Consider the following 24444-nt stretch of genomic DNA (forward strand, 5'->3'; position numbering starts at 1 on the left):
GAACAGCACCCGTGAACGAATGGCAGCTTGCCGAGACGTTCCGCAGTACGTCGGGCGAAGTCCGCTGGGGCAGCCTCGGGGAGCCCGGCCGGGATCCGGTCGTGCTCCTGCACGGCACTCCGTTCTCCTCGTACGTGTGGCGCGCCGTCGCCCGCTCACTCGCCCGCCGTCACCAGGTGTTCGTGTGGGACATGCCCGGGTACGGGGCATCGGAGATGTCCGTCGGCCAGGATGTCTCGCTGGCCGCCCAGGGAAGGGTTCTCACCGAGCTCCTGGCGCACTGGGGGCTGGAGGAGCCGTTGGTGGTCGCCCACGATTTCGGAGGTGCCGTCTCCCTGCGGGCGCATCTGCTGCACGGCGCCCGCTACCGCGCCCTGGCCCTGGTCGACCCGGTCGCGCTGGCGCCGTGGGGGTCACCGTTCTTCCGGCTCGTCGGTGAGCACTCCGAGGTCTTCGAGCAGTTGCCGCCCGCGCTGCACCGCGCCCTGGTGCGCGAGTACGTCGCTTCGGCCAGCAGCCCCGGTCTGCACCCGGCCGTCCTCGACCGGCTCGTCCAGCCCTGGCACGGCGAAGCCGGTCAGGCGGCCTTCTACCGGCAGATCGCCCAGGCCGACGAGCTCTACACCGACGAGGTGCAGGACCGGTACGGCGAGATCGGCATCCCCACGCTGGTGTGCTGGGGCGAGGACGACACCTGGATCCCCGTGGCGAAGGGGCGGGAGCTCGCGGCCCGCATCCCGGGTGCGCGACTCGAACCCATCGCCGGTGCGGGTCATCTCGTGCAGGAGGACGCGCCCGCCGAGCTCACAGCGGCCCTCATCGCCTTCCTCCAAGACCATCGGCACCAGGGCACCGCGGCGCGCTGATCATCGGAGTCACGGCACCGGCCGCCCGGAAAGTACGGGTGGAGGCGGCCGGCCGGTCGCGCTCTGCCTCACTCCGCTTCCACGGGCAGCCAGAGTTCGCACGTCGCGGTGCTGAAGTCGTCGGCGCGCTCGAGGACCGCGACGATGGAGGGGCCCGGCCGCAGTCGCCACGGGTTGGAGGGGAACCACTCGGTCGCGGTCGCGGCCCAGGTGGTCTGCAGGGCCTGCGGATACGGTCCGGCGGTGCGGAAGACCGCCCACGTGCCGGCCGGTACCTCGATGGCGTCGAGGCCGTCGGGGGCCGGCGTGTCCCGGGAGACCGCGACTCCGTGCAGATAGGTCAGTTCGCTCCCCTCCGTGCCGTCGGGGTCGACGTCGTCGCACACCTGCAGCAGGCCCGCCGGTTCGGTGTCGCCGAGGGCCTTGAGCCGGACGTGCTCCTCTTGCGGCAGGGCGGCGATGTGCTGCTGGATGTGCGGGTTGACGCCCTGGTGGATGAGCGGAACCCGGGTCGCGTGTCCGACGAGCCGGAACGCGGGGCGGTCGATGAGTCGGGTGTCCATGGGGATGCTCCCTTCGACGGTCAGGTGGAACCTGAGCTGTGGTTGTGTGCGCAGGGGGCCTCCGTCGCGGCGTACCTCGCTGAGACCGGCGCCGTGGACCGCACGGAACGCGCGCCCGAACGCCTCGGTCGAGCCGTATCCGTGCCGGACGGCGATGCTCAGCAGATCGTCCTCGCCCCGGACCACGTCGGCAGCGGCGACGGTCATGCGGCGCCGGCGCACGTATTCCGACAGCGGCATGCCCGCCAACGAGGAGAACATCCGGCGCAGGTGGTATTCGGTCGTGCCGAGCTCCGCTGCCAGTCGACGGACGTCGAGCTCCTCGGTGAGGTGCTTCTCGACGCGATCGACGAGCCGGTTCAGTGCCGAGATCACGAGACCCTCCTTTCGATGACAACCCTGCCTGCCAGGCCCGCACCGGACCCGACCGCTGCGATCCGATGCGATCAGGCGTCCGGACGGCTCGCCGAACCGGCCACGCCCGTACTCGCGGGGCGATCTCACACTGCGACAACCTGGTTCGCGGCGTCGGCTGACGCGGCGGAGGGCCTGCCGCGCAGCCCCGGGATCAGTACCGCCGCAACCGACAGGTGCATCAGGGCGAGGGAGACTCGGGTGCCGCCGTCCATGCCGTCGCCGGTGAACGGCAGGAAGGACACGGCCAGTACTGCGCCCGCCGTCACGGTCCAGGCTGCGCGGGCGCGGCGCGCCGCGAATCGCTCGAGGGCCGCCAGCAGTCCCCAGCCGGCCAGCGACGCAAGCAGTGCGACGAACGCTACGGCCCCGGCGCCGATCTCGAGCGTCTGCTCGCCGTCGGCGATGCGAATGCGGTGCCCCAGCAGGGGGTCCGTGACCAGCCACACCAGGACGGGGGTCAGGACGGCAAGGGCCGTGATCCGCAGGCGCCGTGTGCGCGCACTCACTCGGCGCCTCCCGAGTGCGCCCCGCGCAGGAAGACCTCCACCAGTTCCTGTGGGGTCAGATTGGGCTCGTCGTCCGTACGCGGCTGGGCGAAGAGCAAGCCGAAGAAGAGGGCCGCGATCTGCTCCGGTGGCCGGCGCAGGGCAGCCTTGTCGGGTTCCAGCAGCTCCGCGAGGGCGGCGCGGATACGCGTCGTCGACTCCTCGCGACCCGCGCCGCGCACCGTGCCGGGGTGCTTGCCGCCGCGGTGCCCCAGCGCGCCGATGATCGCGCCCATCCTGGACATGTGCGCCTGCAGCGCCTCGGCCGCCTCCGCGAGCCGGGCGGCGAGCGGCTGGGACATGTCGATCGCGTCGAGCTCACGGACCGCGTCGTCAGGAGCGAGCGCCTTGGCCACGCAGGCCTGCAGCAGCTCGTCCTTGTCGGCGAAGACCCGGAAGATCGTTCCTTCGCCGATGCCGGCGGCACGGGCGATCTTCGCGGTGGTCACCGCGGCGCCGTACTCGGCGATCAGCGGAATGGCGGTCTGGATGACCATCTCGCGGCGCAGCTCCGGCGACATGCCGGGGGCGCGGCGGCGGGTGGTCCGACTTTCCTTGGATGCTGTCATGGGAGTGAGCGTACGGAGTGAGTACTCACTTCGTCAATGAGTGAGTACTCACTCCGCCGGCTGCCCGTTCTCTGGCTCAGGCCGGTCGGAGGCACGCGCGGCCGGGCCCGTTAGGCTTGATCGCTCCAGCGACAGGGGCATGACCCTCGTGCGGCTGCCCCGGACCACCCCACTCAAGGACGGCAACCGAGTGTCTTTCTTCACCATCGGCCACCGCGGTGTCATGGCCGCCGAACCGGAGAACACCCTGCGCTCCTTCCTGCGGGCCGAACGCGAAGGGCTGGACGGCATCGAACTGGACCTGCACCTGAGCAAGGACGGCGAACTGGTCGTCATGCACGACGGAACCCTGGACCGCACGACGAACGGCTCAGGGCCGATCGCGGACCAGGAGCTGAAGCAGCTCAAGAAGCTCGATGCCGGCCGCGGCGAACGCATCCCCACGTTCGGGGAGGTGCTGGACGCCGTTGGGCCGACACTGCCGATCCAGGCAGAGATCAAGGACGTGGCCGCCGCGCGGTCGCTCGCCAAGGTGCTCACCGAACGCGATCTGCTGGGCCGTGTTTCCGTGCTGTCCTTCCACGAGTCGGCGCTGATCGAGATCCACGACCTGCTGCCGCAGGCCCGCACCGTGCTGGTCGCGGGCGCGAGCGCCCACCGCGATGCCTTCGTCGACCGTGCACGGAAGGCCGGTTCGCGCCTGGTCAGCGTGGACTTGCGGCAGCTGAACCGGGCCATCGTGGACAAGTGCGCCGCGGCCGGCATCGACGTCATGGCCTGGACCGTCAACGACGAGCGCGACCTGGCACTCGCCCGGGCCCTCGGTCTGGTGGGCTGCGTGACCGACGAACCCGGCATGAAGCGGCTGGTCGAGGTTACCCTCTGACGCCAGGGCGAGAGTTGAACGGCGGGCCCGCCGCCGTTCAGTGCCACGCCGCGGGATGTGCGGGCCGAGTTGCCGCGTCAGCGTCGCCGCCCGTGCTCAGGTGGCCGTGGGCCAGTTGCGCAGCAGAGTGGCGATCTTCCCGGCGGTGCAGGCCGGGTCGAGGAGCAGGTCCTTCAGGGCGACGGCGTCTTCGCGGGTGGGCTTGACCGTGATCCCCGCGGCCTCGAGGTACATGACGCCCGTCGCGGCGGCGACGGCCATGTTGGAGCGTTCCAGCCAGCGGCAGCGTCCCAGGGTGTGCACGAGGGCGGCGGCCTTGGCGTAGGGGCCGTCGTAGACGGGCTGCTCGAACAGTTCGGCCTGATGGCGGGCGACCGCCGCGACGGGGACGCCGTAGTCGTCGGGGGCCGGGTCGTTCACTCCGGCGGCTTCGGCGACCTGCAGGATCCAGGGGACGTCGATGTGCAGGTGCATCAGGCGGCGCGCACTCCCCCGGCCGTCGTGGGCGACTGGGCGTTCTCCGCCTCGTCGAAGACCATCTGGTGCTCCGTGAGGAATCGGGCGGCGGCGTCCACGGCGCGGGCGCGCAGGCCGCTGGCGTCGTCCTGCACCAGGCGGGCCAGGTAGTCCCCGATGCTCAGTCCCAGGTCGGCGGCGCGCTTCTTCGCGAGTTCCGCGATGTCCTCGTCCACGCGCGCGCCCAGTTGTGTCTTCGCCATGCCTGCATGGTAACAGCCGTTACCGATGATGGGGGGTGCCTGGACGTCCGTTCGCGCGTCCGGTGAGCTCCAGGGCAACCATTCGCCGGCCCCATGGATCAAACGACCGGACCTGACTCCTGGAGGGCTTCTTGAACTTTCGCCGCGCCATCGCCACCGCCGCAAAGCACGGCCCAACTCACCAGTGACCTGGAGAGCGAGACTTCAGGACCCCGATTCACCATCCTCGCCGGCAGCGGCTGGCAGGAGTTCACGTTCCATGTGCGCAATCGCAGCGACCACGAGATCGAGGACATCCAGCCGTTGATCGGCGGCGGCGTCCAGGGCCGGGAAGACGACAACGACTACTCCCGCCACCTCACCGTGCAGGCGTTCGACAGGACGACCGGCGCGTGGACCACGCTCACTCACCCCAAGGGAGGAGTCAGTACGCTCACCGCGTTCCCGCTCGGTCCCGGTCAGTCGGTCTCTCACCGGTTTCGGCTCCGCGTCAGCGGCGAGGTGCCGGAAGCGGTCGGACACATCACAGGGAAGGCGCGGTACGCGGACAAGCACGGCTGCTGGCAGGCCGACGACCCCGGAGAATCGATCTCCTTCTTCGAGGTCCGCCCCACCGGCACCGAGCCCGGCAGGGTCGACACGGGATCCGGAGCGTCCTGAGGGCCGGGCTCAGCGCCAGTCGTCGATCACGTAGGCGTCCCGGTGGCTGTAGCCGGGTTCATTGGGCTTGTGCATGGTCACGCCTTGCAGCCAGGTACGGAACCCGTGGTCGGCCATGCGCCGGTAGGCATCCTGGCGGGCCAGGTTCATTCCGGCGTCCAGTTGCCCCAGTCCCTTCTCGGCGGCCAGCTGCTCGCACGCGTTCAGCAGCCGCTCGAACCGGTCCGCTGCGTCCGGCCCGGGGCGTACGGCGCCGAATTTGACGAAACACACGTCCGCACCGGCCTCCGACCCCGCTCCGCAGTGGCAGACGGCCAGGCCGTCCAGGTCGGAGCCGGCGCCCTCGAGGAGGACGGTGTCACCCAGCCCCTGCTCCAGTGTGGCCATGATCTCGCGTACCAGGCTCAGACCCTCGTACACGGCCCCCGTCAGTGCGCTGCTACGGCTCAGTGCGTCGGGCCGCTCGGCCTCGGTCAGCTCGCCGAACAGCATCCGGCCGGGAACTGCGGTTCCGCCTGTGACCTGCTTCTTCATGATGGCGGTCAGGAAGCGGGGCCAGAAGCCGTACCGGCGGTAGAGCTCGAGGTGCTTGGGACTGTGCGAGAAGGTGAACAGGCCGAGATGGCGGTTCTCCCAGGTGTCGAAGCAGGCCATGACCGGTTCCATGAGCCGCCTGCCGATGCCCTGGTCCCACAGATCCGGGCGTACGGTCAGCGGGCCGAAGTACCCGACGCTCCCCCAGTCGGCGGCGAAGTTCGATCCGACGAGGTCGCCCTTGACGGTCGCCGCGAAGGCCGCGTGGGGATCCGCCGCCCAGCGGGTGCGGACGTAGTCGGCGCTCCCGAAGAACGTCTCCGGCTCGGGGATCCCGAGGAAGGTCCCGAAGGCGACCCTGAAGATCTCGTCGGCCCGGTCCAGGTCCGGCTCCATCAGCGGGCGGACCGACACCGAGGCGGCGACACTCGTACGCTTCGCTGCGGACATGATCGCCCTCCTTCCGCCCCCGGTTCCATCGCACCACGGACGTGGCCGGGGGGCGAAGCGAGAGGTCCGGCGAGACCTCGAGGGTCGGGCGTCCTCGTCGCCGTAGGCCGCCCGACGGTCCGCGAACCGCTCCCGCGACGGACCGCCCGGGCACCCGAGGCCGCGTGCTCGCTCGTCAGGGCATCATCTCGTACGCCCCCGACAACGCCTCGACGCGCTGCCAGACACGCTCGGAACGTGCCGCGTCGACGACCGGGCGCCGGACCGCGCCGAGCGCCCACCGCTGCTGCTCCTCGGTCGCGGAGTCCTTGCCGTGCAGCTCGACGGCGTGGGCGGAGAAGTCCCGTACGAGGACGGTGAACAGCTCGTCGAGCACGTCCTCGTCGAGGCCCGAAAGGGCCGCCTGCTCCAGGACCAGTTGGCCGTGGACGACGAGCGCGAAGAGCTGGCCGATGGCGAGGAGGAGGTCGAGGTCGCGGCTCTGCTCCTCGTCGGGAGCGGCCGTGCGGACGAACTCGCAGAGTGCGTCGGCCTGTTCGCGGAAGCGTGCGACGTTGGGCAGGTGGGCGTATGTGTCGTAGGCCGGTCGCCAGTCGTGGAAGCGGACCGAGCCGAGCCCGCGGGCCGGGCCCTGGCGGAAGAGGAAGTCGTCGTCGGCCGCGTCGAGGCGGGTGGGGACGGGCTCGTAGGCGACCGGGTCGAGCAGGTGGTTGCGCATGAACTTGAGGATCAGCGCCAGGTTGACGTGGACGGTGCCCTCCAGCTTGGGCAGGCCTCGGATCTCGACGGCCGCCTGGGCGAAGTAGTTGTCCTTCTCGAAGCCCTTGGCGGCGATGACGTCCCACATGAGGTCGATGACCTTCTCGCCCTCCGTGGTCACCTTCATCTTCGTCATCGGGTTGAAGAGGAGGTAGCGGCGGTCGTCGGGGCCCGCGGTGCGGAAGTAGTCGACGGCGCGGTCGCTGAACAGCTTCATGCCGACGAGCCGCACGTAGGCGTCGGCCAACTCGCGTCGTACATGCGGGAAGGCGGTGACGGGGCGGCCGTAGAGGATGCGGTTCTGTGCGTGGGTGACGGCCTCGTACATCGCGTGCTCGCAGATGCCGATCGAGGCGGTGCACAGGTTGAACTTGCCCACGTTGACGGTGTTGAGGGCGGCGTCGAAGGCGGCGCGGCCGGTGTGCAGGACGTCCTCCGGGGCCACGGGGTAGTCCGCGAGGCGGAACTCGCTGACGTACTTGGAGGAGTCGACGACGTTCTTGACCAGGTGGTAGGCCGGGTGGCGGCTGTCGGCGGCGAAGAAGACGTAGCCGTCGGGGCCCTCGACGTCGGTGCGGCGGCCGAAGACGGAGACGAGGCCCGCGGCGTTGCCGTTGCCGATGTAGTACTTGGAGCCGGTGGCGCGGAAGCCGCCCGTGCCGTCGGGCTCCAGGAGCATGTCGGTGGAGTAGATGTCGGCGCCGTGCGCCTTCTCGGACAGGCCGAAGGCGAACACCTGGCCCTGGGCGAGGAGTTCGGCGGCGCGGGCGCGGGCGGCGGGGTTGTCGCTCTGCCAGACGGGCCCGAGGCCGAGGATGGTGACCTGCCAGGCGTACCAGTAGTCGAGACCGTAGAAGCCGAGTATCTCGTTGAGGGCGGCGATGCGGGCGGTGTCCCACCGCTTGTCACCCTCGCCGTCCGCGGCTGCGGAGGCGGGGGTGAGGAAGGTCGCGAAGAGTCCCTCCTTCGCGGCGAAGGCCAGGAAGTCGCCGAGCCAGGCACGCGTTCGGTAGTCCTCGATCAGCCGGCGCTTGCCCCGCTCCTCGAACCAGTCGACGGTGGCGCGCAGCAGCCTGCGGGTCTCCGGGTCGAAGTGCGCGGGGTCGTAGGTGCGCGGGTTGAAGAGCAGCGCGTCGGCCATGAATGCCGCCTTTCGGCTGGGAGGGGTGAGGATGGGTGTACGCGTTCGGGTGCGGGTCCCGGGGTGGCCTGCTCGGCCGGTCAGCGGCCGGTCTCGAATCGGGCCAGGGTGGCGAGGACGTCGTCGAGCCAGGCGATCATCATGCGCTCGTATGCGATGCCGCCGCGGAGCACGGCGTGCTGGAGCTCCCGCTCGGCGTCGAGCCCGCCGTCCGGCGCGGGGTCGCCGAAGTCGCGGGTTTCGCCGGCGAGGTAGTGGGCGAGGCGGTCCGTGTGTGCCTGCCGGTGCCGCTCGACCTCGCTGATCAAGGCGGTCGGATCGTCGAAGGCGGCGCCCCGGACCTTCACCGCCAGGTCGTGCCGGACGCTTTCGGGCTCGGTCGGTTCGTTCAGCCACGCGCAGAGGGCGTCCCGTCCGCGCCCTGCGACGGAGTATTCCTTCTTGTCAGGGCGTCCGTACTGGGCGACGTCCCGGACCTCGACCCAGCCGTCGCTCTCCATGCGCTTGAGCACGCGGTAGATCTGCTGGTGGGTGGCGGTCCAGAAGTATCCGATGGACCGCTCGAACCGCCGGGCCAGTTCGTAGCCGGAGCCCGGCTTCTCCAGCAGGGAGACAAGGATCGCGTGCTCGAGCGCCATGCCCACGATCCTCCTATGCACTTTGTTGCATAGCAACGTCGGCGCGGTGAGACACGGCTCACGCGCGACGGGTAGGGCCCGGAGACCCTGCTGCCGCCTGCGGAGGTGCGGCGCGTCAGACCGCGGGGAGCCGGTCCACCAGCAGCTTCACCCTGCGCTCGGTGTCCTCCGGCGGCAGTCGTCGTGCCCTGGTCAGGGTGGCCAGTCCGTGCAGCGCCGCCCAGAACGTCTCGGTGAACAGGCCGGGGTCGACGCCGTCTCCGGCGACCTCGCCGAGGCTTTCCAGCAGGGCGGCGAAGCCGTCCTTCAGCGGTTCCGGGGTGTCCTCGTGCGCGAACGCCAGACCGCCGTCGAGGCGGAACAGGGCGTCGTAGACCGCGGGATTGCGTTCGGCGAAGTCGAGGTACGTGCGGGCGAGAGCGGTGACCCGGGCGCGGGGGCCGTCCGCGGCGGAGGCCGCCGCCCGCAGCGCCGCGGCCATCTCAGTGGCCCCTTCGAGGGCGACCGCGCCGATGATCTCGCGTTTGCCGCGGAAGTGACTGTAGAGGACGGGCTGACTGTATTCGATGCGCTCGGCGAGCCGGCGGGTGGTGACCGCGTCCCAGCCCTGCTGCTCGGCGAGTTCGCGTGCCGTCGCCACGATGAGGCGTTCGCGTTCCGCCCGTTCGCGCTGCTTGCGCTCCTGTACCGACATGGCTCGATTCTAGCACCGCTAGACATTCGAGCGGCAGCAGTACTAGCGTTGCCTCATCCGCTAGCAACGCTAGATTCCCGGAGGGGATCATCATGCTCAACGCACTCCAGGTGTTCACCACCGTGTTCGTCGGCGTGATGGTGGGGGTGGAGTTCTCCGTCGCCTTCGTCATCAACCGCATCCTCGACGCACTCCCCGAGGACAGCGGCCAACTCGGCCGCGCCCACGGGGGCCGGATGCTCGGCGCCGTGATGCCGGTCTGGTACATCACCTCGCTCGTCCTCGTCGCGGTCTGGGCCCTCGCCGGACGGGACCACGACGGCACCGGGCTTGTCGTCACCGCCGGCGGGCTGCTGATCCTCAGCGTGATCATGTCGCTGCTGCTGCTCGTCCCGATCAACAACCGCGGGAAGACATGGACCCCCGAGAACCGGCCCGCCGACTGGAAGGAGCAGATGAACCGCTGGGACCGCTACCACTACCTCCGCGTCGCGGTCATCATCGCCGCCTTCGCCCTGCTGGCCGCCGCCCTCGCCTGAGCCGGCACACCGCTAGCTCGCATTGATGCCGGGCACGCGGATGCCGTAGAAGTTCAGCATCTTCACAGTACGCGCCTGGGAACGTTCCTTCATGTGCGGCCAGGCGGCCTCCACGAGACCGTCCGCGTTCAGAAGCGGTTCAAGGACCTCGAAGTACACGGCGCCACTGACGTGTCGCAGAGAATGATCCACGAGGCGTTCCACGAAGTCCCAGCAGCGCCTGAGCAGTTCCGGTTCCGGGTTGGAACTCTCCAACTGCGGAATCAGCACGGATGTCGTGAAGCACTCGGCCAGTACTTCGTACATGTCCACGATGGCCTCTCGGGTGAGAACGGCCGCTTCCGCGGGCATCCGGTACTTCTCCGCGAGGGACACCGCGGATTCGGGGACGGTGTGCAGCAGGAGAGGGGGATCTCCTCGGCGGGGACGTCACTCATGGCTCTCACTGTGGCCCGGCGGTCGGCTACGGGCGGTAGAGGGTGCGGGCGCGTGTGCGGTCGGCGGGTCCGTTCGGGTCAAGGCGGAGGAAGTACTCCACTTGCCACTGTTGGGTGCTGCGGGCCTGTCGGCCGGCCGTGGTGACCCACGGCGGGTAGACGCGGAATCCGCGCTTCCCGCCCGAGCCGCTCCGGGAGACGATGGCGCGCCGGCACAACACCTCCCGGGGGAACACGAAGTGTCCGAAGCCGTTGTCGTCACGGCTGCTGACGATGAGGAGATCCACTCCGTCGTCGGCGTCGAAGGGACGGATCGGTCCCTCGTCGGACCGCTGCCAGAAGGTGACGAACTGGCCCACCTTCGTCGGCGTGGTCTTGGCCACACGGAATCGAACGGAGCGGCCGTCGAGCGTGAACGCGCAAGCCGCGTACTCGGCGCTCTCCGGCTCGGGCACCGGTTGCGAGCAGGCGAAGCCGCTCGGGTCCCAGACCAACGCCTTCGCCGCCGCCAAGTCTGCGTGAAGCCCCGTCCACGGCTGATCCCCCATCATGCCGTCATTCTGCCAGCGCTCCCGTGCGCACTGGCTCACGGGGCTTCCTCGGGCCCCATGGGCTGCGCCGTCTCCACCGCGGCAAGACTCGACGCCGAGCCGTCCACTCCCGCCACGACCAGACCGCTCATCGCACCTCCCGTTGCCCTGCCGCCCAGCTTCTCTCCGGCAGCCCTGGCCCGCCACGAGCGGCGGGCGTATGGCGCAACCTTCTCTGTCACGCAGTGTTGACGTATGCGTACAGAGGGGTGGGTTTCGCGAACGGTTCAGCGGCGAAGGTGTTGTGAGCTGTCGTCGAGGCCAGGGCCGTTCCGGGTGCGGAACGTGCGGCGGTAGGCGTGCGGGGGCAGGCCGACCGCGCGGTTGAAGTGCCGGCGCAGCGTGGTGGCGGTGCCCATGCCGGTGGCTGCCGCGACGGCGTCCACGCTGTCATCGGTGGTTTCCAGCAACTCCTGGGCGCGCCGGATGCGTTGGGTGAGCAGCCACTGCAGAGGGGTGGTGCCGGTGGCGGCCCTGAAGTGGCGGCCCAGGTGGCGCGAGCTCATCCGCGCGCGACGGGCCAGGTCCTCCACCGTCAGCGGCTGGTCGAGCCGTTCCAGCACCCAGGGGAGCAGTTCGGCGAGGGGGTGATGATCCGGCGCGGGCATCGGTGCAGTGATGAACTGGGCTTGGCCGCCGTCCCGGTGCGGTGGCACGACCAGGCGGCGGGCGACCGCGTTGGCGGTGGCCGCCCCCCGGTCGAGGCGGATGAGGTGCAGGCACAGGTCCATGGCGGCGGCCTTGCCGGCGGACGTGAGCACGCTGCCGTTGTCCACGTAGAGGACGTCCGGGTCCACCTCGACCTTCGGATGGCGGTCGGCCAGGGCTCGTGTGTGCGCCCAATGTGTCGTCGCCCTCAGCCCGTCCAGCAGACCGGCCGAGGCCAGCACGAAGGCGCCGGTGCACAGGGAGACCAGGCGTGCGCCCGCCTCGTGAGCCGTGCGCACCGCGTCGAGCAGGTCGGCGGGCGGGGGCTCGTCGATGTCGGCCCAGCCGGGGACGATCACGGTGTCGGCGCGGGAGAGCCCGTCGAGTCCCTGGTCGGGTGTGATCAGGAACCGGCCGGCGCGTACCGGGCCGGGGCCGCAGACGACGAGGCGGTACCACGGTCCCGTCACGCCGTCCGGGGCGGAGCCGAACACCTCGTACGCCAGGGCCAGTTCGAAGTGCAGCATGCCGTCGGTGACGGCCAGCGCAACAGTGTCCACGTCCGGAATTGTACGGGACATGTCGTTCCGGACACTCGTGCGCGGGTGCGGCTCCCGCGACGATGGGGCGCAACGGAGTTGGATGGATCATGCGAACGAAGGCGAAGGAAGCATCCATGACATCGGGGATCAGGGTCGCGGTCTACGGAGCGTACGGACACACCGGACGGTTCGTCGTTGCGGAGTTGCAGGAGCGGGGGTTCATCCCGGTTCTCTCCGGCCGCGACGCGGACAAGCTGAAGGCGTTGGCTGCCGAAACCGGGCTGGAGGCCCGCCCCGCATCGGTCGGCGACCCCGCTTCACTCGACGGGATGTCGGCCGACACGGCGGCCGTCGTCAACTGCGCCGGCCCCTTCGCCGCGACCGCCGCCCCACTGATCGAGACGGCCCTGCGGGTCGGCATCCCGTACGTCGACGTGGCGGCCGAGATCGAGGCGGTCGCCGACACCTTCGCCCACTTCGCCGACCGGGCGCGGGAGGCCGATGCTCTGATCGTTCCGGCGATGGCCTTCTTCGGTGGCCTCGGTGACCTGCTGATCACCACGGCCATGGGCGACTGGACGGAGGCCGACGAGGCGCACATCGCCTATGGGCTGAGCAGTTGGCACCCCACCGCCGGGACGCGCGCCGCGGGCGCCGTCTCCCGGGAACGGCGGGACGGCCGTGGCGTCCGGTACAGGAACGGGCGGCTGGAGTACCACCAGGACGACCTGCCCACGCTGGACTGGCCGTTTCCCGCCCCGATGGGTTCCCGCGCTGTCATCGGGGAGTTCACGATGGCCGACGTCGTCACCGTGCCCAGCCACCTGTCCATCCCCGACGTGCGCACCTACATGGCGGCCGAAGCGGCCCGGGACATCGCGGCTCCCGACACGCCGGCACCGGTCGCGGCCGACGGGTACGGACGGTCCGGGCAGACCTTCCTCGTCGACGCCGTCGTGCGTTCGGGCACGAGGGAACGGCGTGCGGTGGCCGGCGGCCGGGACATCTACGCCGTCACGGCACCGCTCGCGGTGGAAGCGCTCGACCGCATTCTCACGGGACGGACCAAAGCGACCGGTGTCGTCTCCGCCGGCGAGATCTTCGACGCCCCCGATTTCCTCCGCGCGCTGTCCCCGCACATCACCCTGGAGCAGCGGCCGTAGCAGGTCCGTCTCGCCCACGGCCGCCTTGTGCCGAATCCGCCGAGTGGGCCGACTCCTTCCCGCACGCACGCGCGACCGACGCCGACGTCCTGGCCGCCTTCGGCCCACGGGACGGACTCGACCACGCACCGTGAACGAGGCGTCGAAGGCAGCCCGTTCCGGCTACGCGGGCGTCGTCCGTGGGAGACTCGGCCGTCGATTCGTGTGTCTGAAGGGTGCTGTGCCGTGCAGGACGACATACCGCCGCCGGTCCACCTCGATGAGGTGGTGGAGGGCCTCGCGGAGAATCCCGCGCTGCCGCCCGAGTTCGTCCGCCGCCTCCTCGTCCACCGCACGGGCCAAGGCGGCGTCGCCGGGCGCACGGACCTGAGTGACGGCGTGATCGCCGAGATCATCGCCCTGGACGATCACCGGCTCACCCACTCGCTCGCTCTCAACCGCCGCCTGCCGCACGCCTTCCGGATGACGCTCGCCGAGCACCCGGACGCGACGATCCGCGCGGCCGTGGCCGTCGGCGCGGACGGCGGCGCGCCACGCGAGCTGTTCGAGCGGCTGCTGGGCGACAGCGACCCGGGGGTGCGCGAGTACCTGGCCCAGAGCGACCACGTGCCGGAGGATCTGCGGGCACGGCAGGCGGCCGACCCGGAGCCCCGGGTGCGGGTGGCGCTCGCCCAGTGGTGGACACAGGCACCCGAAGCCGTGCGCCGGCTGCTGCTGACCGACCGAGAGGACGTGGTGCGTGCGGCGGCCTGTGCCACCTATTACCGGCACCTCCCCCACCCCGTTCCGCTCGCCGACCTGATCCCGGCCCTGCTGACCGACCCGGTCACGCGCGCCGGGGCGGTGCGCCACTGCACCCTCGACGCCGGCACGGCCCGCCGACTGGCCGGGGACCGGGATCCGGAAGTGCGGGAAGAGGTGGCCGGCCACCCCGGCCTCCCCACGCTGCTGCGTGACGATCTGGCCGAGGATCCCGTTCCGCAGGTCCGCCTCCGGATCTTCGCGCGTCAGGACACGCCGGAGCCGGTTCGCGCCGCCATCCACGCCCGGCTCCTCTCCGAGATGCCCGCCCGGGACTGGCTCAGCGACCTCCACGGCGACCTGGACGAGGACGCACTCGAACGGCAGATCATGGCCAAGATGGCCCGGCTGCAACTGCGGACGCTGCGTCTGCCGTGGGTGACCGCAGACCCGCTGCCGCACGTGGACTCGCCGTACGCCTGCTTCCGCGCGTCGGCCGCGAGGTCCGACAAGCTGCCCGCGCCGGTCGTGGCCCGGCTGCTCGACGACGAGGACAGCGGCGTCCGCACGACGATGGCGCTGCACGCGCCGGGCGGGATCGACGCGGCGACCGCCGAGCGCATCGACCGTACCTACCGCCCGGAGAAGAAGACCCGGTGGCGTCCGGCCGACGACATCCCCCTCCCGGTGGACGTCCTTCGGCGCCTGGCCACCGATCCCGACCCGCGCATGCGGCAGCTGGCCCCGCGTGACCCGTCCCTGCCGGCGCAACTCCTCCACCGCCTGGCCGCCGATCCGGAGGCCACGGTGCGCCAGGCGGTCGTGGCCCATCCCCGGTTCCCGCCCCTCGAGCTGGTACGGCTGCTGGCCGATCCGTCGGACCGGGTGGCCGCCGCTGCCGCCGCCCACCCCGGCCTGCCGCACGCACACATGGACCGGATCCTCACCTTGGCGGGCCTGTGAGAGCGCGACATGTGCGCTGCGAACAGCGGGCCCACCGCTGCGGTCCGGCTCCATCCGGCCGCCGGCGACGCCGGGCGGCGTTGAACTGTCGCCCCGCTGCGGCTTCTGCGCGACCTGTCGCCCCTCTCACCGCAGTACGAGGGGCGCACCGTACGCGTGGCGGTGAACGCCCCCATCGTTGCGACGTACGCGGCAGCCTGGGAGACGCTGCGGCGCGGCTCGCTCGCGCGGCGGTCCGCCGGGGTCCCGGCCGGAGTGACCGCCGGCCCGCCCGGTGACCGGCGTCGCCTCCCTCGTACCCTTCCTCGGCGGGGCCCTGGTGCTCGGCGGGATCGCCGCGGCCGCCCTCCACGCGCCGCGAACTGCTGCTCCGCCGGTGCTGCTGGGTGGTCGGAGTGCCCCTGGTCGTCGGAGCGTCCTGGTGGGGAGGCCCCGGGGTGACGGCCCTCGCGCTCGCGCCGGCGGTCGGGGTGGTCGCGGCGGCGGAGTACGGCGGACTGATGGGCCCGGCCGGCTGGACCGGGCGGTGCCGTCTGTGGCGTTGTGCCGGCCCCTTGGCCGACGCCCGGGCAGGAGGTGCGGGTGGCGGCGGCCGGCGCGCCGGCCATCGCCGCGGTGCCCCTGGCGGGCGGTGACGCCGCCCACGGTCTGCGCCGAGCCGGGTCGGGTCTGCTCGGGCTGGTCCGGCTGAGCGTGCTCACCGCCCTGGTACCGCTCGGCGTGCCCGCGCTCGTCCTGTTCGTCGCCGTCTCGGTGGACGACATCGTCGCGTACTTCGCGGGTCAGCGGCTGGGCGGAGCCCGGCTGTTGTCGGAACTCAGCCTGCCGAGGCGGTCGCGGTGGCGGTCGGGGCCCCGGCGGGGGATCTCCTCGAGTCCATGGTCAAGTGTGGTGTCCGGGCGAAGGACTCCGCTCACTGGCCGGCGGGCTCCGGGGGGCTGCTCGACCGCATCGACTCGTTTCTCCTCGCCCTGGCCGTTCTCCTCGTCCTGCGCTGACCGGCGTGCGACCAGGCCGGCTTGAGGTTCTGCGGGCAACACGACCGCGGGCCGATCGCGGAGTTGTCGGCGTGCGGGGACCGTGCCGCGATAATGGACGTGTCGTGCAGGGCTGTTGGGAGGCGGGAGCAGCTGGTGTCGTTGCGCTACTACCTGTATGTGAGTGACAGCAAGGTCGACATGCTGCTGGCGCAGATCGATCCGGCTCTCCGCCGGAAGCGCACCACCGAGGTGAACGTCAGCCTCAAGGTCGTGGGCGGCAAGCGCGTCGTCGAGGACACCGGGGAGGAGGAGCGCGGCCCCCGGCTGGAGCGGCTGGTGCGCTTCCTGGAGGACCAGGAGGAACTGGGGACGGTGGACGATCCCAAACGGTTCTTCCGCGGAGTGCTGCGACTGCGGTGGGGTCCGTTCCCCGCGGACGCGAGCCTGGTGTGGTTCGGCGGGGCGAGCGTCCGTACGGTGATGGGCCTTGGCGGTTCCTCCCATCACGTACTGGGTTCCCCGCCGCCGTCGCAGACGGGGCTGTCCCGGTCGCTGACCCCCTCGCTGCTCGCCGGACTCGCGCGTGACCCGCAGATCCAGGCGCTGGTCGGGATGATCTCCGCGGAGGAGGACCGGCCCGCCCGGACGGGTACGCCGGCGGCCGCGCAGGCCGTGCACCGCGCCAACGAGCTCATGCCCGGTCCGGCGCAGCGGGTGGAGTTCGTCGCCAAACGGCTGCTGCACGTGCCCGGTTCACCGGATGCCGGGCCCGCAGTCCTGCTCGGCACGCCCCTGTACGTTGCGCTGGTGGACTAGGCGGTGTGGGCCCCGGGGGACGTCGTACTCGACGTCTACGAAGTGCGGGAGGTGATCCGTACCGGCGGGATGGGCCTGGTCCACCGCGTCCGGCACCGCGAGTGGGGCATCGACCTGGCCGTGAAGACGCCTCGCCCCGAACTGGTGGCGTCCCCGGCCGACTTGGCCGCTTTCGAGAGCGAGGCGGACGCGTGGGTACGGCTCGGCGCCCACCCGCATCTGGTCAACTGCGTCTATGTGCGGCGCATCGACGGGCTGCCCCGGGTGTTCGCGGAGTGGGTGGACGGCGGCACCCTGGCCGACGCGGTGCGGGAGCGGCGGTTGTACCGCGGCGGCCGGGAAGCGGCGCTCGGCAGGCTCCTCGATGTCGCCGTGCAGGCCGCGTGGGGGCTGGAGCACGCACACCGGCGCGGGCTGGTCCACCAGGACGTCAAACCGGCCAACCTGATGGTGGCCACCGACGGCACCGCCAAGGTCACCGACTTCGGTCTGGCGCGGGCACATCGGTCGGCGGTGGGCCCCGCGCCGGGCGGGCCCGGTGCGGACCCGTCGGTCACCTTCGCCGGAATGACTCCGGCCTACTGCTCTCCCGAGCAGGCGCAAGGCGAACGGCTGAGCGTGGCCAGTGACGTGTGGTCCTGGGCGGTGAGCGTCTGGGAGATGTTCGCCGGCGGAACGCCGTCCCCCTTCGGGCAGGCCGCGGGCCGCGTCCTGGAACAGTTCCTCGCGACCCGCACCGAGGATCCGGACATCCCCTCCATGCCCGAGGCCCTGACCGACACACTGCGGCGCTGTTTCGCCGTGGACCCCGCCGACCGGCCGGCCGGCCTCGACGGGATCGCCCGGGAGCTGACGGATATCTACGCCGACGCCACCGGCGCGTCCTATCCGCGTGAACGGCCCAGCGAGGCACAGCTCCTGGCGGACGGCCTGTCCAACCACGCGCTGTCGCTGCTGGACCTGGGCGATGCCGAGCGGGCCGATGCATTGTGGGACCGCGCGTTGCAGGCCGAGCCGCGCCACCCGCACGCCACGTACAACCGCGGTCTGCGACGGTGGCGGACGGGTGCGATGACCGACCGGGAGCTGATCGTCGACCTGGAGGCGGTCCGCCTCGGCCCGGCCGGCGGGGAGACCGGCCCTCACCTGTTGGCGCTGGTCCACATCGAGCGCGGCGACCGGGACACCGCCGTGCGGCTGCTCACCGAACTGCCGGACACTCCCGACGTCGTGGCGGCCCGTGCCGCGGCCGAAGAACTGCCCCCGGCACGCCCGCCCGCGGTACTGCAGCGCAGCACCCTGATGCGGCGGCCGGTGTTCGCCGTCAGTGCCGACGGGCGTCTGGCGGTGGTCTCTCACCAGATGCGTGACCTGCGTGTGTGGGACCTCGACACGGTCAGGGTCGTGCGGGTGCTGACCGGCCACGAGGCGTCCGTGGAGTCGGTGGCGACGAGCGCGGACGGCCGGATCGTGGTCTCCGGCGACGAGAGCGGCCGGATCCTGCTGTGGGACACCGCCGACGGCACGTGCAGACGGCGCTGGAACCTGCCGCCGCACACCGTGGAAGCAGTCGCGGTGAGTGGGGACGGCGGGACGGTGGCGGTGTCGGGGACGAACGGATACGTGCGGCTGCTCGGTGACACCGAGCGGGTGCTCAGTGAGCCGGTCGAGAACAGCGGCGCCTTCGCCTCCTTCGGCGCGCTGGCGGTCGTCGCCGGCGGGGAGCGCGTGGCGTCCTTCTCCGGATACCGGTGGGTGCTGCGCCTGTGGGACGCACGCAGCGGCGAGTTGCTGGGCGGCAAGGACGAGTTGGACCGGCGCTTCGCCTTCGGCTCGGGGGGCCGCTACGCCCTGGCGCGCACCTGGGGGAAAGCCATTCAGCTGATCGACCTGACGACCGACTCGGTGCGCGACCTGGGAAGCGCGGCCACGTGGGGCGACCACCCGGTCGCAGTCAGCGGCGACGGCCGCATCGCGCTGTCCGCCTCCGAGTACGGCGTGCAGCAGTGGCTGCTGGAAGACAACCGGTGTCTGTCCACGGTTGAGGACGTGAAGGCGAGCGAGGCGGCACTGAGCGCGGACGGCCGGGTCGCCCTGCTCAGCATCCCCCGGGGCGAGTCGGTGGGTGTCGTGTGGCCGTGGCAGCCCGGGCCTCCGGCGCCGTGGAGCTACGCACGCCCCGGCGCCGCCTCCCAGCTCATCGAGGACGCCCGTACCGCGGACGCCGCCCTGGAACGGGCAGCGGCCCTCCTCGACGCCGGGCGCGTCGCGGATGCCTTCGACCGGCTCCAGGCCGTCCGCGCCCTGCCCGGCTACCGGCAGCATCCGCGGCTGCTGCCGCTGTGGCGCCGGGCCGGCGCGCCCGGCCGCCGCTCCGCTTTCGCGGGGCAGTGGCGCGCCCGGACGTACCAGCGGCTGGTCCGCGGCCCGGCCGCGTTCACACCGGATCTGCGCCATGTGGTCGCGGGTTCCTACTTCGGCGTGGTCACCGTCCACGACCTGCACACCGGCCGGGTCACGCAAGCCGACGAAGGGGACGGCGCCGAGGTACGGGAGACGGTGGTCTGCGCCGACGGCCGGCACGCTCTCACCACGGACGTGCACGGCAAGCACCTGGTCTGGGACCTGGCGTCCGCCCGCAAAGTGGCCGCCGTGCACCGGCCGTACCGCGGCGCCCCGTTGCGTCTGGACCCGCCGGACGGCCCGCTGGCCCTCACCGAACACACCGACGGGCTCGGCATTCTGTGGGACCGCTCGGCACAGCGGCCGTTGCACGCGTTCCCCGGCCCACGCGACCGGGTGGCCACCATTTCCGGAGAGGTCCTGGTGCTGGTGACCGGTCGGGGACACACCGAAGTCCTCGAGATCCGGAACGCGCGGTCGGTGCTCACGGCACACCTGCCGCTGTTCGGCGACAGCCTGCACGCCGTGGCCACCCCGGACGGACGTGTCGTCGCTGCCGCACACGGCCCCTTCACCACTCCCGGCGTCGTCTGGCTCTGCCAAGCGGACGGGCCCGGGGTGCGGGAGATCGCGGCCTGCGCCGACACGGTCACCTGCCTCGCGCTGACCCCGGACGGCACTCTGCTGCTGACGGGTGGCCTCGACCACACAGTGCGGCTGTGGGACGTGCGCACCGGCGGCCTGGTGTGCGAGCTGGAAGGCAACACCACCCCCGTGTTCAGCGTGGCCCTGACGGCGGACGGCTGTCATGCCGCCTCGTGCGACAACGAGGGCACGGTGCTGTGCTGGGACCTGGACTGGGAGTACACCCGGCCGCCCGGCTGACCTGTTCCTTGCCGACCGGGAGCACGACGGGATCGACGAGCAAGGACGGCCCAGCCGTGGTTGCGTGGAAGGAGGCGAGAGCTGACTACCGATCCGAGGTGGGCGCGATGCCTGACTTCACGCTCGGCGATCCGCTGGACGACTACCCGGAGGACGTCGTCAAGATGCCGCCCCCCGGTCGTCTTCCGTGCCCTGGCGTGATCCTGGCCGTCTCGGTCCACGACGACCTTCGCGCCCTCGCCGTGCAACACGCAGTACGCAGACGGGGGGAGCACGAGTTTCACATTGTGGAGAGCGACACCATCGCGGGCCGGACGTCGCTGTCCTGGTACTCGCACGGCGACAAAGGTGACCGTCCTCAGCCACGATCCGGTCCACGGCTGTTTGGGCCGACTCCTAGGCCGGCACGTCGAGTTCGAGGACACGCAGCGCTCCCTGTACACGAGTGAGGGCTTCAGCACGGGCTTTGTCACGACCGTCGACATCGTGCATGCTCGCGTGCGCGACATGCTGTCGCAGACGCTCCGGCCTGCGTCAGTGCCTGCTCACCTGCACGGTGCCGGGCGGTGATGATGGTGCCCGGGCCGGACGGCAGCTCCGTGACAGCGGTGAACGATGCTCATGGGTTTCCTTGTTCGGTGGATGGGCTTGTCCCCCACGATTGGGTGCTTCTCGCGCTGAACGGCGGCAGCCATCTCATCGCCGTGTCGGCGGAGATGGCTGCCGGCAGGACCGAACTCGCTGACGCTGTCACACGGCGGCTCAGGGAACGGACGGTGCAGCTACCTCGCGTTCCCAGTCACCGGGTCGGTGTCGTGCTCGGTCCGGGGCGAGTGGCAGAGCGGGCGCGGTCGCCGCCGCGCGTGTCCTCAACGCTGGTTCACGCGCTCGGTCATCCTCCCTTTGCGAAGGGTGAGTACACGGTCGGACTGGGTGGCCAGCTGCTGAGAATGAGTCACGACGACCACGCACTTGTCCTGTTCGTGGGCGAGGTCGCGGAAGGCGTCGACGATGCCCTGGGCAGTGTCCTCGTCGAGGTTTCCGGTGGGTTCGTCGGCGAAGAGGATGTCGACGTCGCAGGCCAGTGCGCGGGCAATGGCCACCCGCTGCTGCTGGCCACCGGACAGCTTCATGACGCTGCGGGTGACCATCGGCTTGTCCAGGCCGACGCTGTCCAGCAGATGAAGAGCGTGGGACTTGCGGCTTCCCTGGGCGGGCTTGGCTCCGGTGATCTCCATGGCGCAGACGACGTTCTGCAGGGCGGTCATGTACGTGAGGAGGTTGTACTGCTGGAAGATCGTTGCGGCGTGCTGGTTGCGATAGCGTCCCAGGCCCAGTTCCTTGAGGTCGCGGCCTTCGAAGCTGATGGCGCCGCTTGTCGGGGTGTCGAGGCCGCTGGCGAGGCTGAGCAGGGTGGTCTTGCCGCTGCCGGAGGGCCCCAGGATCGTGTAGAACACACCGCGTTCGAAGGAGTAGTCGATGTCCCGCAGGACCGTGGTCCTGCGGCGCTGACCCAGGTAGGTGTGGCTGACCCGGTGCAGTCGGAGGAGGGACGCGGGCTCGGTGGCGTTGGTCATGAGGGGTCACTTACCGTTCGTGAGGATGGAACGAGGGGTGAGGCGCAGCACGGAGGCCGCCGGGATCGCGGTGGCGAGCAGGCCGATGCCGAGCCCGATGCCAGTGACGGTGACGAGATCCTCGGGCGTCAGCACCACGGTGATCTTGTCGATGGGGTCGGCGTTCTCCACGGGCCGGTCGTCGGGGTCGATGCCCTCGCCCACGCCTGTGCTGCCGGGACGGGGCGGCTGCCAGGCGTCGATCTTCTTCTGGGCTGCGGTTGCTTCCCTGCCGAGCAGTGACTGGCCCGCGCTCTGTGTCAGCTGCGGAGCGAAGACAGACGCGAGCACGATGGCCAGAGCGGCCACCACAGTGATCTCCAGGGCCTGCTGAGTGATGAGCTTCCACCTCTTTTCGCCCATGGACAGCAGCACGCCGTACTCCATGCGGCGCTGCTTGACGGCGAGATTGACGAGGAGCGAGAGGACGGCGGCGCCGGCAAGGCCGATCAGCCACATGGAGAGTGTGGCGGTGGAGCTGATGCTCTTGAGCGGTCCGGTCATCTGCTGCACGGCCTTGTCATTGACGTCGAGCTTGAAGCCTTCCAGCGCGGAGCCGGCAGTCGCTTCGGCCTCCTCCCTGAATGCCTCCTGGTCATCGGGGTCAGTCAGAAGGAAGGTGGCCCGGGTGATCCCCTGAGCCCCGCCACCGGGAGTGCTGAGCGTGGTGAGGCCACCGACCGTGCCGTAGATCATGTTGGCCGGGTTGACGTAGTGCTCGGGTTCCAGCTCGGTGCCCGGGCGCGGGTCGCGGAAGATGCCGGCCACGGTGAACTGCCCTGTGGTCTTCTCGTCGTTCCCGGTCAGGGTCAGTTTGTCTCCGGTGCGCAGGCTGTTCTTCTCAGCCAGGCGCTCCTCGATCAGAATCCGCTTCTTGTCCCTGTCGGCGGCGGTGAGATGCTGCCCGGAGAGAAGCTTGAACTTGCCGCTGCGGAAGTCGGCAAGCAGTGCGGATTCGAGGAGTCCGATACCCGCGGTGCCGCCGGGCCCCATCGAGCCTTCCACGCCGTCGGTGACGAGTCCTGCGTCTCCCTCGAGGATCACCCGGTCCCACATGGAGTAGGTGTATTTCTGGACCTGGGGCAGCTTCCCGATCTTCTCGACCACTGCGGAGTCGATCGTCGGTGCCTGTCCGATGCTCCCCTGCGCCTCCATGTCCATGCCGAGGTTGACCTCTGCGCCCACCGACCGTTTGGCGTCCAGTTCGGCCCGAGCGGTCGCCGCGTCGATCAGTACGCCGGCCATCACCATCAGGGAGATGACGAGGAACGTGGCGAAAGTGATCAGCGTTCGGCCCTTACGGGCCCACAGGCTGAGGCCTGCACGTTTGACGAAATTCATGAAGGTGGACTTTCTGGGTTCGTGCCGGCAGCGAGCTATTCGCTGTCGGCCAGGATCGAGCGGGGGTGCAGGCGGAGAATCCCGATGCCCGGGATGACAGTGGAGACCAGGCAGATGCCGAGGCCGAGGCCGGCGACCTTTCCTACGTCGGCGGACTCGACGCGTACGGTGGGAGGAGTGATCCGCGCGTCCTGCACACCCGCCACCACGGTGTTCTGCTGCGGGGAGTCCAGCAGGGCATCGCCCATGGACGGTCCGGCGACATGCCCCGCCGCCGCGGCGAAGGCGACTGCGGGCAGGCACACCACCGCGGCCTCCACGACGTGCTGAAAGACGAGCTTCCACTTCTTCTCGCCCAGCGACAGCAGCACTCCGAGCTCATGGCGCCGCTCCCGGATCTGCGACATCACGATCAGGCAGAGAATCAGTGCGCCGGCCAGGGCGATGACCCAGACGATCAGGCCGGCGAAGGCGCCGACCCTCTGAATGGGACGGACTTGGTCCCGGTACGCCTTGTCGTTCACGCGGAAGTCGAAGTCCTCGGTACCGAGCAGCTTCTTCGCCGCGGCGTGCAGACGCTCGGACTGCTCGGGTGAACCGACCCTGAAGACCGCTTCCTCGAGAACGGCGGCACCACTGCTGAGCCTCTCCAGGACGGGCGTCGGCACGTAGAGGGCGTTGCCGGGCAGTTCGTTCGCGGGCGTCCACTGGGACGGGTCCTGCCTGGGGTCCTGGAACACGCCGAGGACCTTCACCGAGACTTGTCGCTCGCCATCGGCGGACCGCAGCCGGACCGTGTCGCCGAGCTCGAGGCCGTTCTTCTCGGCCAGGCGCTCCTCGATCACCGCAACTCGGCGGCCGGCGTCCCCAGGGACGATCCCACGCCCGGAGATGATCTTCGTCGATCCGTACGAGAAGGGCAGCAGCATGCCCAGGTCCCGCACGCCTCGCACCGCCAGCGGCCCCTCTTCCTCCTCGGTGCCCCGGTTTCCGCGCGGCGTCGGCTCCGGTGAGACGAGCGGCTCGAAACCGTGCGCGTCGGCGGTCAGCGGGAGCAGCGGGTTGTACCGCGTCACGGGCGGCTCGGAGCCTATTCGGCCCGCCAGGGCCGGGGTCAGCCGTTTGCTGCGAACCGTCACATCGACCCCTATCGTGCGCTGCGCTTCGGCCTCCTGGCGCGCGGCGGACGCCTCCAGCAGAAAACCGCCGAGGAGCAGGGAACAGATCACAACGAAAATGCCGAATAGCGCGGCGGTACGGGATTTCCTGGAACGCAGGCTTATCCCGGCCCGCTTGACGAAGTTCATGCGGGCAGTAGAGCAGGCGGTCCTTTGCAGGA

General features: G+C 70.6%; 24 protein-coding genes. 9 read left to right on the plus strand and 15 right to left on the minus strand.

The genetic code is table 11. The features are described from left to right. Positions 1–11: 11 nt before the first annotated feature. A complete protein-coding gene (locus ACZ44S_RS32980; protein WP_466935748.1) occupies positions 12–866 on the plus strand; it encodes an alpha/beta fold hydrolase in 855 nt (284 codons plus the stop codon). A gap of 68 nt (positions 867–934) precedes the next feature. Here the strand turns inward: ACZ44S_RS32980 and ACZ44S_RS32985 are convergent, their stop codons facing one another. From ACZ44S_RS32985 to ACZ44S_RS32995, 3 genes are all read right to left on the minus strand, one after another. Beyond that, the gene (locus ACZ44S_RS32985; RefSeq protein ID WP_466935751.1) at positions 935–1804 is read right to left on the minus strand and encodes an AraC family transcriptional regulator; all 870 of its coding nucleotides are present in this window, start codon (positions 1802–1804) and stop codon (positions 935–937) included. Between the two features lie 125 nt (positions 1805–1929). Then, complete coding sequence (locus ACZ44S_RS32990) at positions 1930–2352, minus strand: DUF6069 family protein (RefSeq protein WP_466935753.1); 423 nt, start codon at positions 2350–2352, stop codon at positions 1930–1932. Further along, positions 2349–2960, minus strand: coding sequence for a TetR/AcrR family transcriptional regulator (locus tag ACZ44S_RS32995; protein WP_466935756.1), 612 nt, complete (start codon positions 2958–2960; stop codon positions 2349–2351). Before ACZ44S_RS32995 ends, ACZ44S_RS32990 begins: the two co-directional genes overlap by 4 nt. Before the next feature lie 190 nt (positions 2961–3150). Here ACZ44S_RS32995 and ACZ44S_RS33000 point away from each other — a divergent pair, with 190 nt between their 5' ends. Beyond that, complete coding sequence (locus ACZ44S_RS33000) at positions 3151–3846, plus strand: glycerophosphodiester phosphodiesterase (protein ID WP_466935758.1); 696 nt, start codon at positions 3151–3153, stop codon at positions 3844–3846. A 96-nt stretch (positions 3847–3942) separates the two neighbouring features. On the opposite strand, the gene ACZ44S_RS33005 is transcribed toward ACZ44S_RS33000, so the two are convergent. Then, positions 3943–4320 carry a fic family toxin-antitoxin system, toxin component gene (locus tag ACZ44S_RS33005; protein ID WP_466935761.1) on the minus strand — a complete coding sequence of 126 codons (378 nt, stop codon included), beginning with the start codon at positions 4318–4320 and terminating at the stop codon, positions 3943–3945. Continuing rightward, positions 4320–4565, minus strand: coding sequence for a hypothetical protein (locus ACZ44S_RS33010; RefSeq protein ID WP_466935763.1), 246 nt, complete (start codon positions 4563–4565; stop codon positions 4320–4322). Before ACZ44S_RS33010 ends, ACZ44S_RS33005 begins: the two co-directional genes overlap by 1 nt. A gap of 261 nt (positions 4566–4826) precedes the next feature. On the opposite strand from ACZ44S_RS33010, the gene ACZ44S_RS33015 reads away from it, so the two are divergent. Next, complete coding sequence (locus ACZ44S_RS33015) at positions 4827–5225, plus strand: hypothetical protein (RefSeq protein WP_466935766.1); 399 nt, start codon at positions 4827–4829, stop codon at positions 5223–5225. A 9-nt stretch (positions 5226–5234) separates the two neighbouring features. Here the strand turns inward: ACZ44S_RS33015 and ACZ44S_RS33020 are convergent, their stop codons facing one another. The 4 genes from ACZ44S_RS33020 to ACZ44S_RS33035 form a co-directional block, all read right to left on the minus strand. Beyond that, entirely contained in the window at positions 5235–6209 is a 975-nt protein-coding gene (locus tag ACZ44S_RS33020) for a GNAT family N-acetyltransferase (RefSeq protein ID WP_466935768.1), read from the minus strand. A gap of 175 nt (positions 6210–6384) precedes the next feature. Beyond that, entirely contained in the window at positions 6385–8109 is a 1725-nt protein-coding gene (locus ACZ44S_RS33025; RefSeq protein ID WP_466935771.1) for an acyl-CoA dehydrogenase family protein, read from the minus strand. An 80-nt stretch (positions 8110–8189) separates the two neighbouring features. Continuing rightward, positions 8190–8747 (minus strand): PadR family transcriptional regulator, encoded by a 558-nt coding sequence (locus ACZ44S_RS33030; protein ID WP_466935774.1) that lies wholly within the window; start codon positions 8745–8747, stop codon positions 8190–8192. Between the two features lie 115 nt (positions 8748–8862). Continuing rightward, positions 8863–9441: a TetR/AcrR family transcriptional regulator gene (locus tag ACZ44S_RS33035; protein ID WP_466935776.1), complete on the minus strand. Its 579-nt coding sequence runs from the start codon at positions 9439–9441 to the stop codon at positions 8863–8865. 92 nt (positions 9442–9533) lie between these two features. On the opposite strand from ACZ44S_RS33035, the gene ACZ44S_RS33040 reads away from it, so the two are divergent. After that, a complete protein-coding gene (locus ACZ44S_RS33040) occupies positions 9534–9980 on the plus strand; it encodes an anthrone oxygenase family protein (RefSeq protein ID WP_466935779.1) in 447 nt (148 codons plus the stop codon). A 12-nt stretch (positions 9981–9992) separates the two neighbouring features. Here the strand turns inward: ACZ44S_RS33040 and ACZ44S_RS33045 are convergent, their stop codons facing one another. The 3 genes from ACZ44S_RS33045 to ACZ44S_RS33055 form a co-directional block, all read right to left on the minus strand. Continuing rightward, a complete protein-coding gene (locus tag ACZ44S_RS33045) occupies positions 9993–10331 on the minus strand; it encodes a hypothetical protein (RefSeq protein ID WP_466935782.1) in 339 nt (112 codons plus the stop codon). Positions 10332–10443: 112 nt separating this feature from the next. Then, on the minus strand, positions 10444–10968 hold the full coding sequence (locus tag ACZ44S_RS33050) for a MepB family protein (RefSeq protein ID WP_466935921.1): 525 nt from the start codon (positions 10966–10968) through the stop codon (positions 10444–10446). A gap of 266 nt (positions 10969–11234) precedes the next feature. Continuing rightward, positions 11235–12215 (minus strand): helix-turn-helix domain-containing protein, encoded by a 981-nt coding sequence (locus tag ACZ44S_RS33055; protein ID WP_466935785.1) that lies wholly within the window; start codon positions 12213–12215, stop codon positions 11235–11237. A 116-nt stretch (positions 12216–12331) separates the two neighbouring features. Here ACZ44S_RS33055 and ACZ44S_RS33060 point away from each other — a divergent pair, with 116 nt between their 5' ends. From ACZ44S_RS33060 to ACZ44S_RS33080, 5 genes are all read left to right on the plus strand, one after another. After that, a complete protein-coding gene (locus ACZ44S_RS33060; RefSeq protein WP_466935788.1) occupies positions 12332–13360 on the plus strand; it encodes a saccharopine dehydrogenase family protein in 1029 nt (342 codons plus the stop codon). A 225-nt stretch (positions 13361–13585) separates the two neighbouring features. Further along, positions 13586–15064 (plus strand): hypothetical protein, encoded by a 1479-nt coding sequence (locus ACZ44S_RS33065; RefSeq protein WP_466935791.1) that lies wholly within the window; start codon positions 13586–13588, stop codon positions 15062–15064. 878 nt (positions 15065–15942) lie between these two features. Next, complete coding sequence (locus ACZ44S_RS33070) at positions 15943–16062, plus strand: phosphatidate cytidylyltransferase (protein WP_466935794.1); 120 nt, start codon at positions 15943–15945, stop codon at positions 16060–16062. A gap of 93 nt (positions 16063–16155) precedes the next feature. Further along, a complete protein-coding gene (locus tag ACZ44S_RS33075) occupies positions 16156–16860 on the plus strand; it encodes a DUF7019 family protein (RefSeq protein WP_466935796.1) in 705 nt (234 codons plus the stop codon). A 3-nt stretch (positions 16861–16863) separates the two neighbouring features. After that, positions 16864–20148, plus strand: a complete 3285-nt coding sequence (locus tag ACZ44S_RS33080) for a WD40 repeat domain-containing serine/threonine protein kinase (RefSeq protein WP_466935799.1) — start codon at positions 16864–16866, stop codon at positions 20146–20148. A gap of 869 nt (positions 20149–21017) precedes the next feature. On the opposite strand, the gene ACZ44S_RS33085 is transcribed toward ACZ44S_RS33080, so the two are convergent. From ACZ44S_RS33085 to ACZ44S_RS33095, 3 genes are read right to left on the minus strand one after another with little or no spacing between them, the layout of a single operon-like run. Continuing rightward, complete coding sequence (locus ACZ44S_RS33085; RefSeq protein WP_466935802.1) at positions 21018–21725, minus strand: ABC transporter ATP-binding protein; 708 nt, start codon at positions 21723–21725, stop codon at positions 21018–21020. A gap of 6 nt (positions 21726–21731) precedes the next feature. Next, positions 21732–23105: an ABC transporter permease gene (locus ACZ44S_RS33090; RefSeq protein ID WP_466935805.1), complete on the minus strand. Its 1374-nt coding sequence runs from the start codon at positions 23103–23105 to the stop codon at positions 21732–21734. Between the two features lie 35 nt (positions 23106–23140). Then, positions 23141–24412: an ABC transporter permease gene (locus tag ACZ44S_RS33095; RefSeq protein WP_466935808.1), complete on the minus strand. Its 1272-nt coding sequence runs from the start codon at positions 24410–24412 to the stop codon at positions 23141–23143. Between the last annotated feature and the right edge of the window lie 32 nt (positions 24413–24444).

The organism is Streptomyces malachitofuscus (assembly GCF_055571035.1).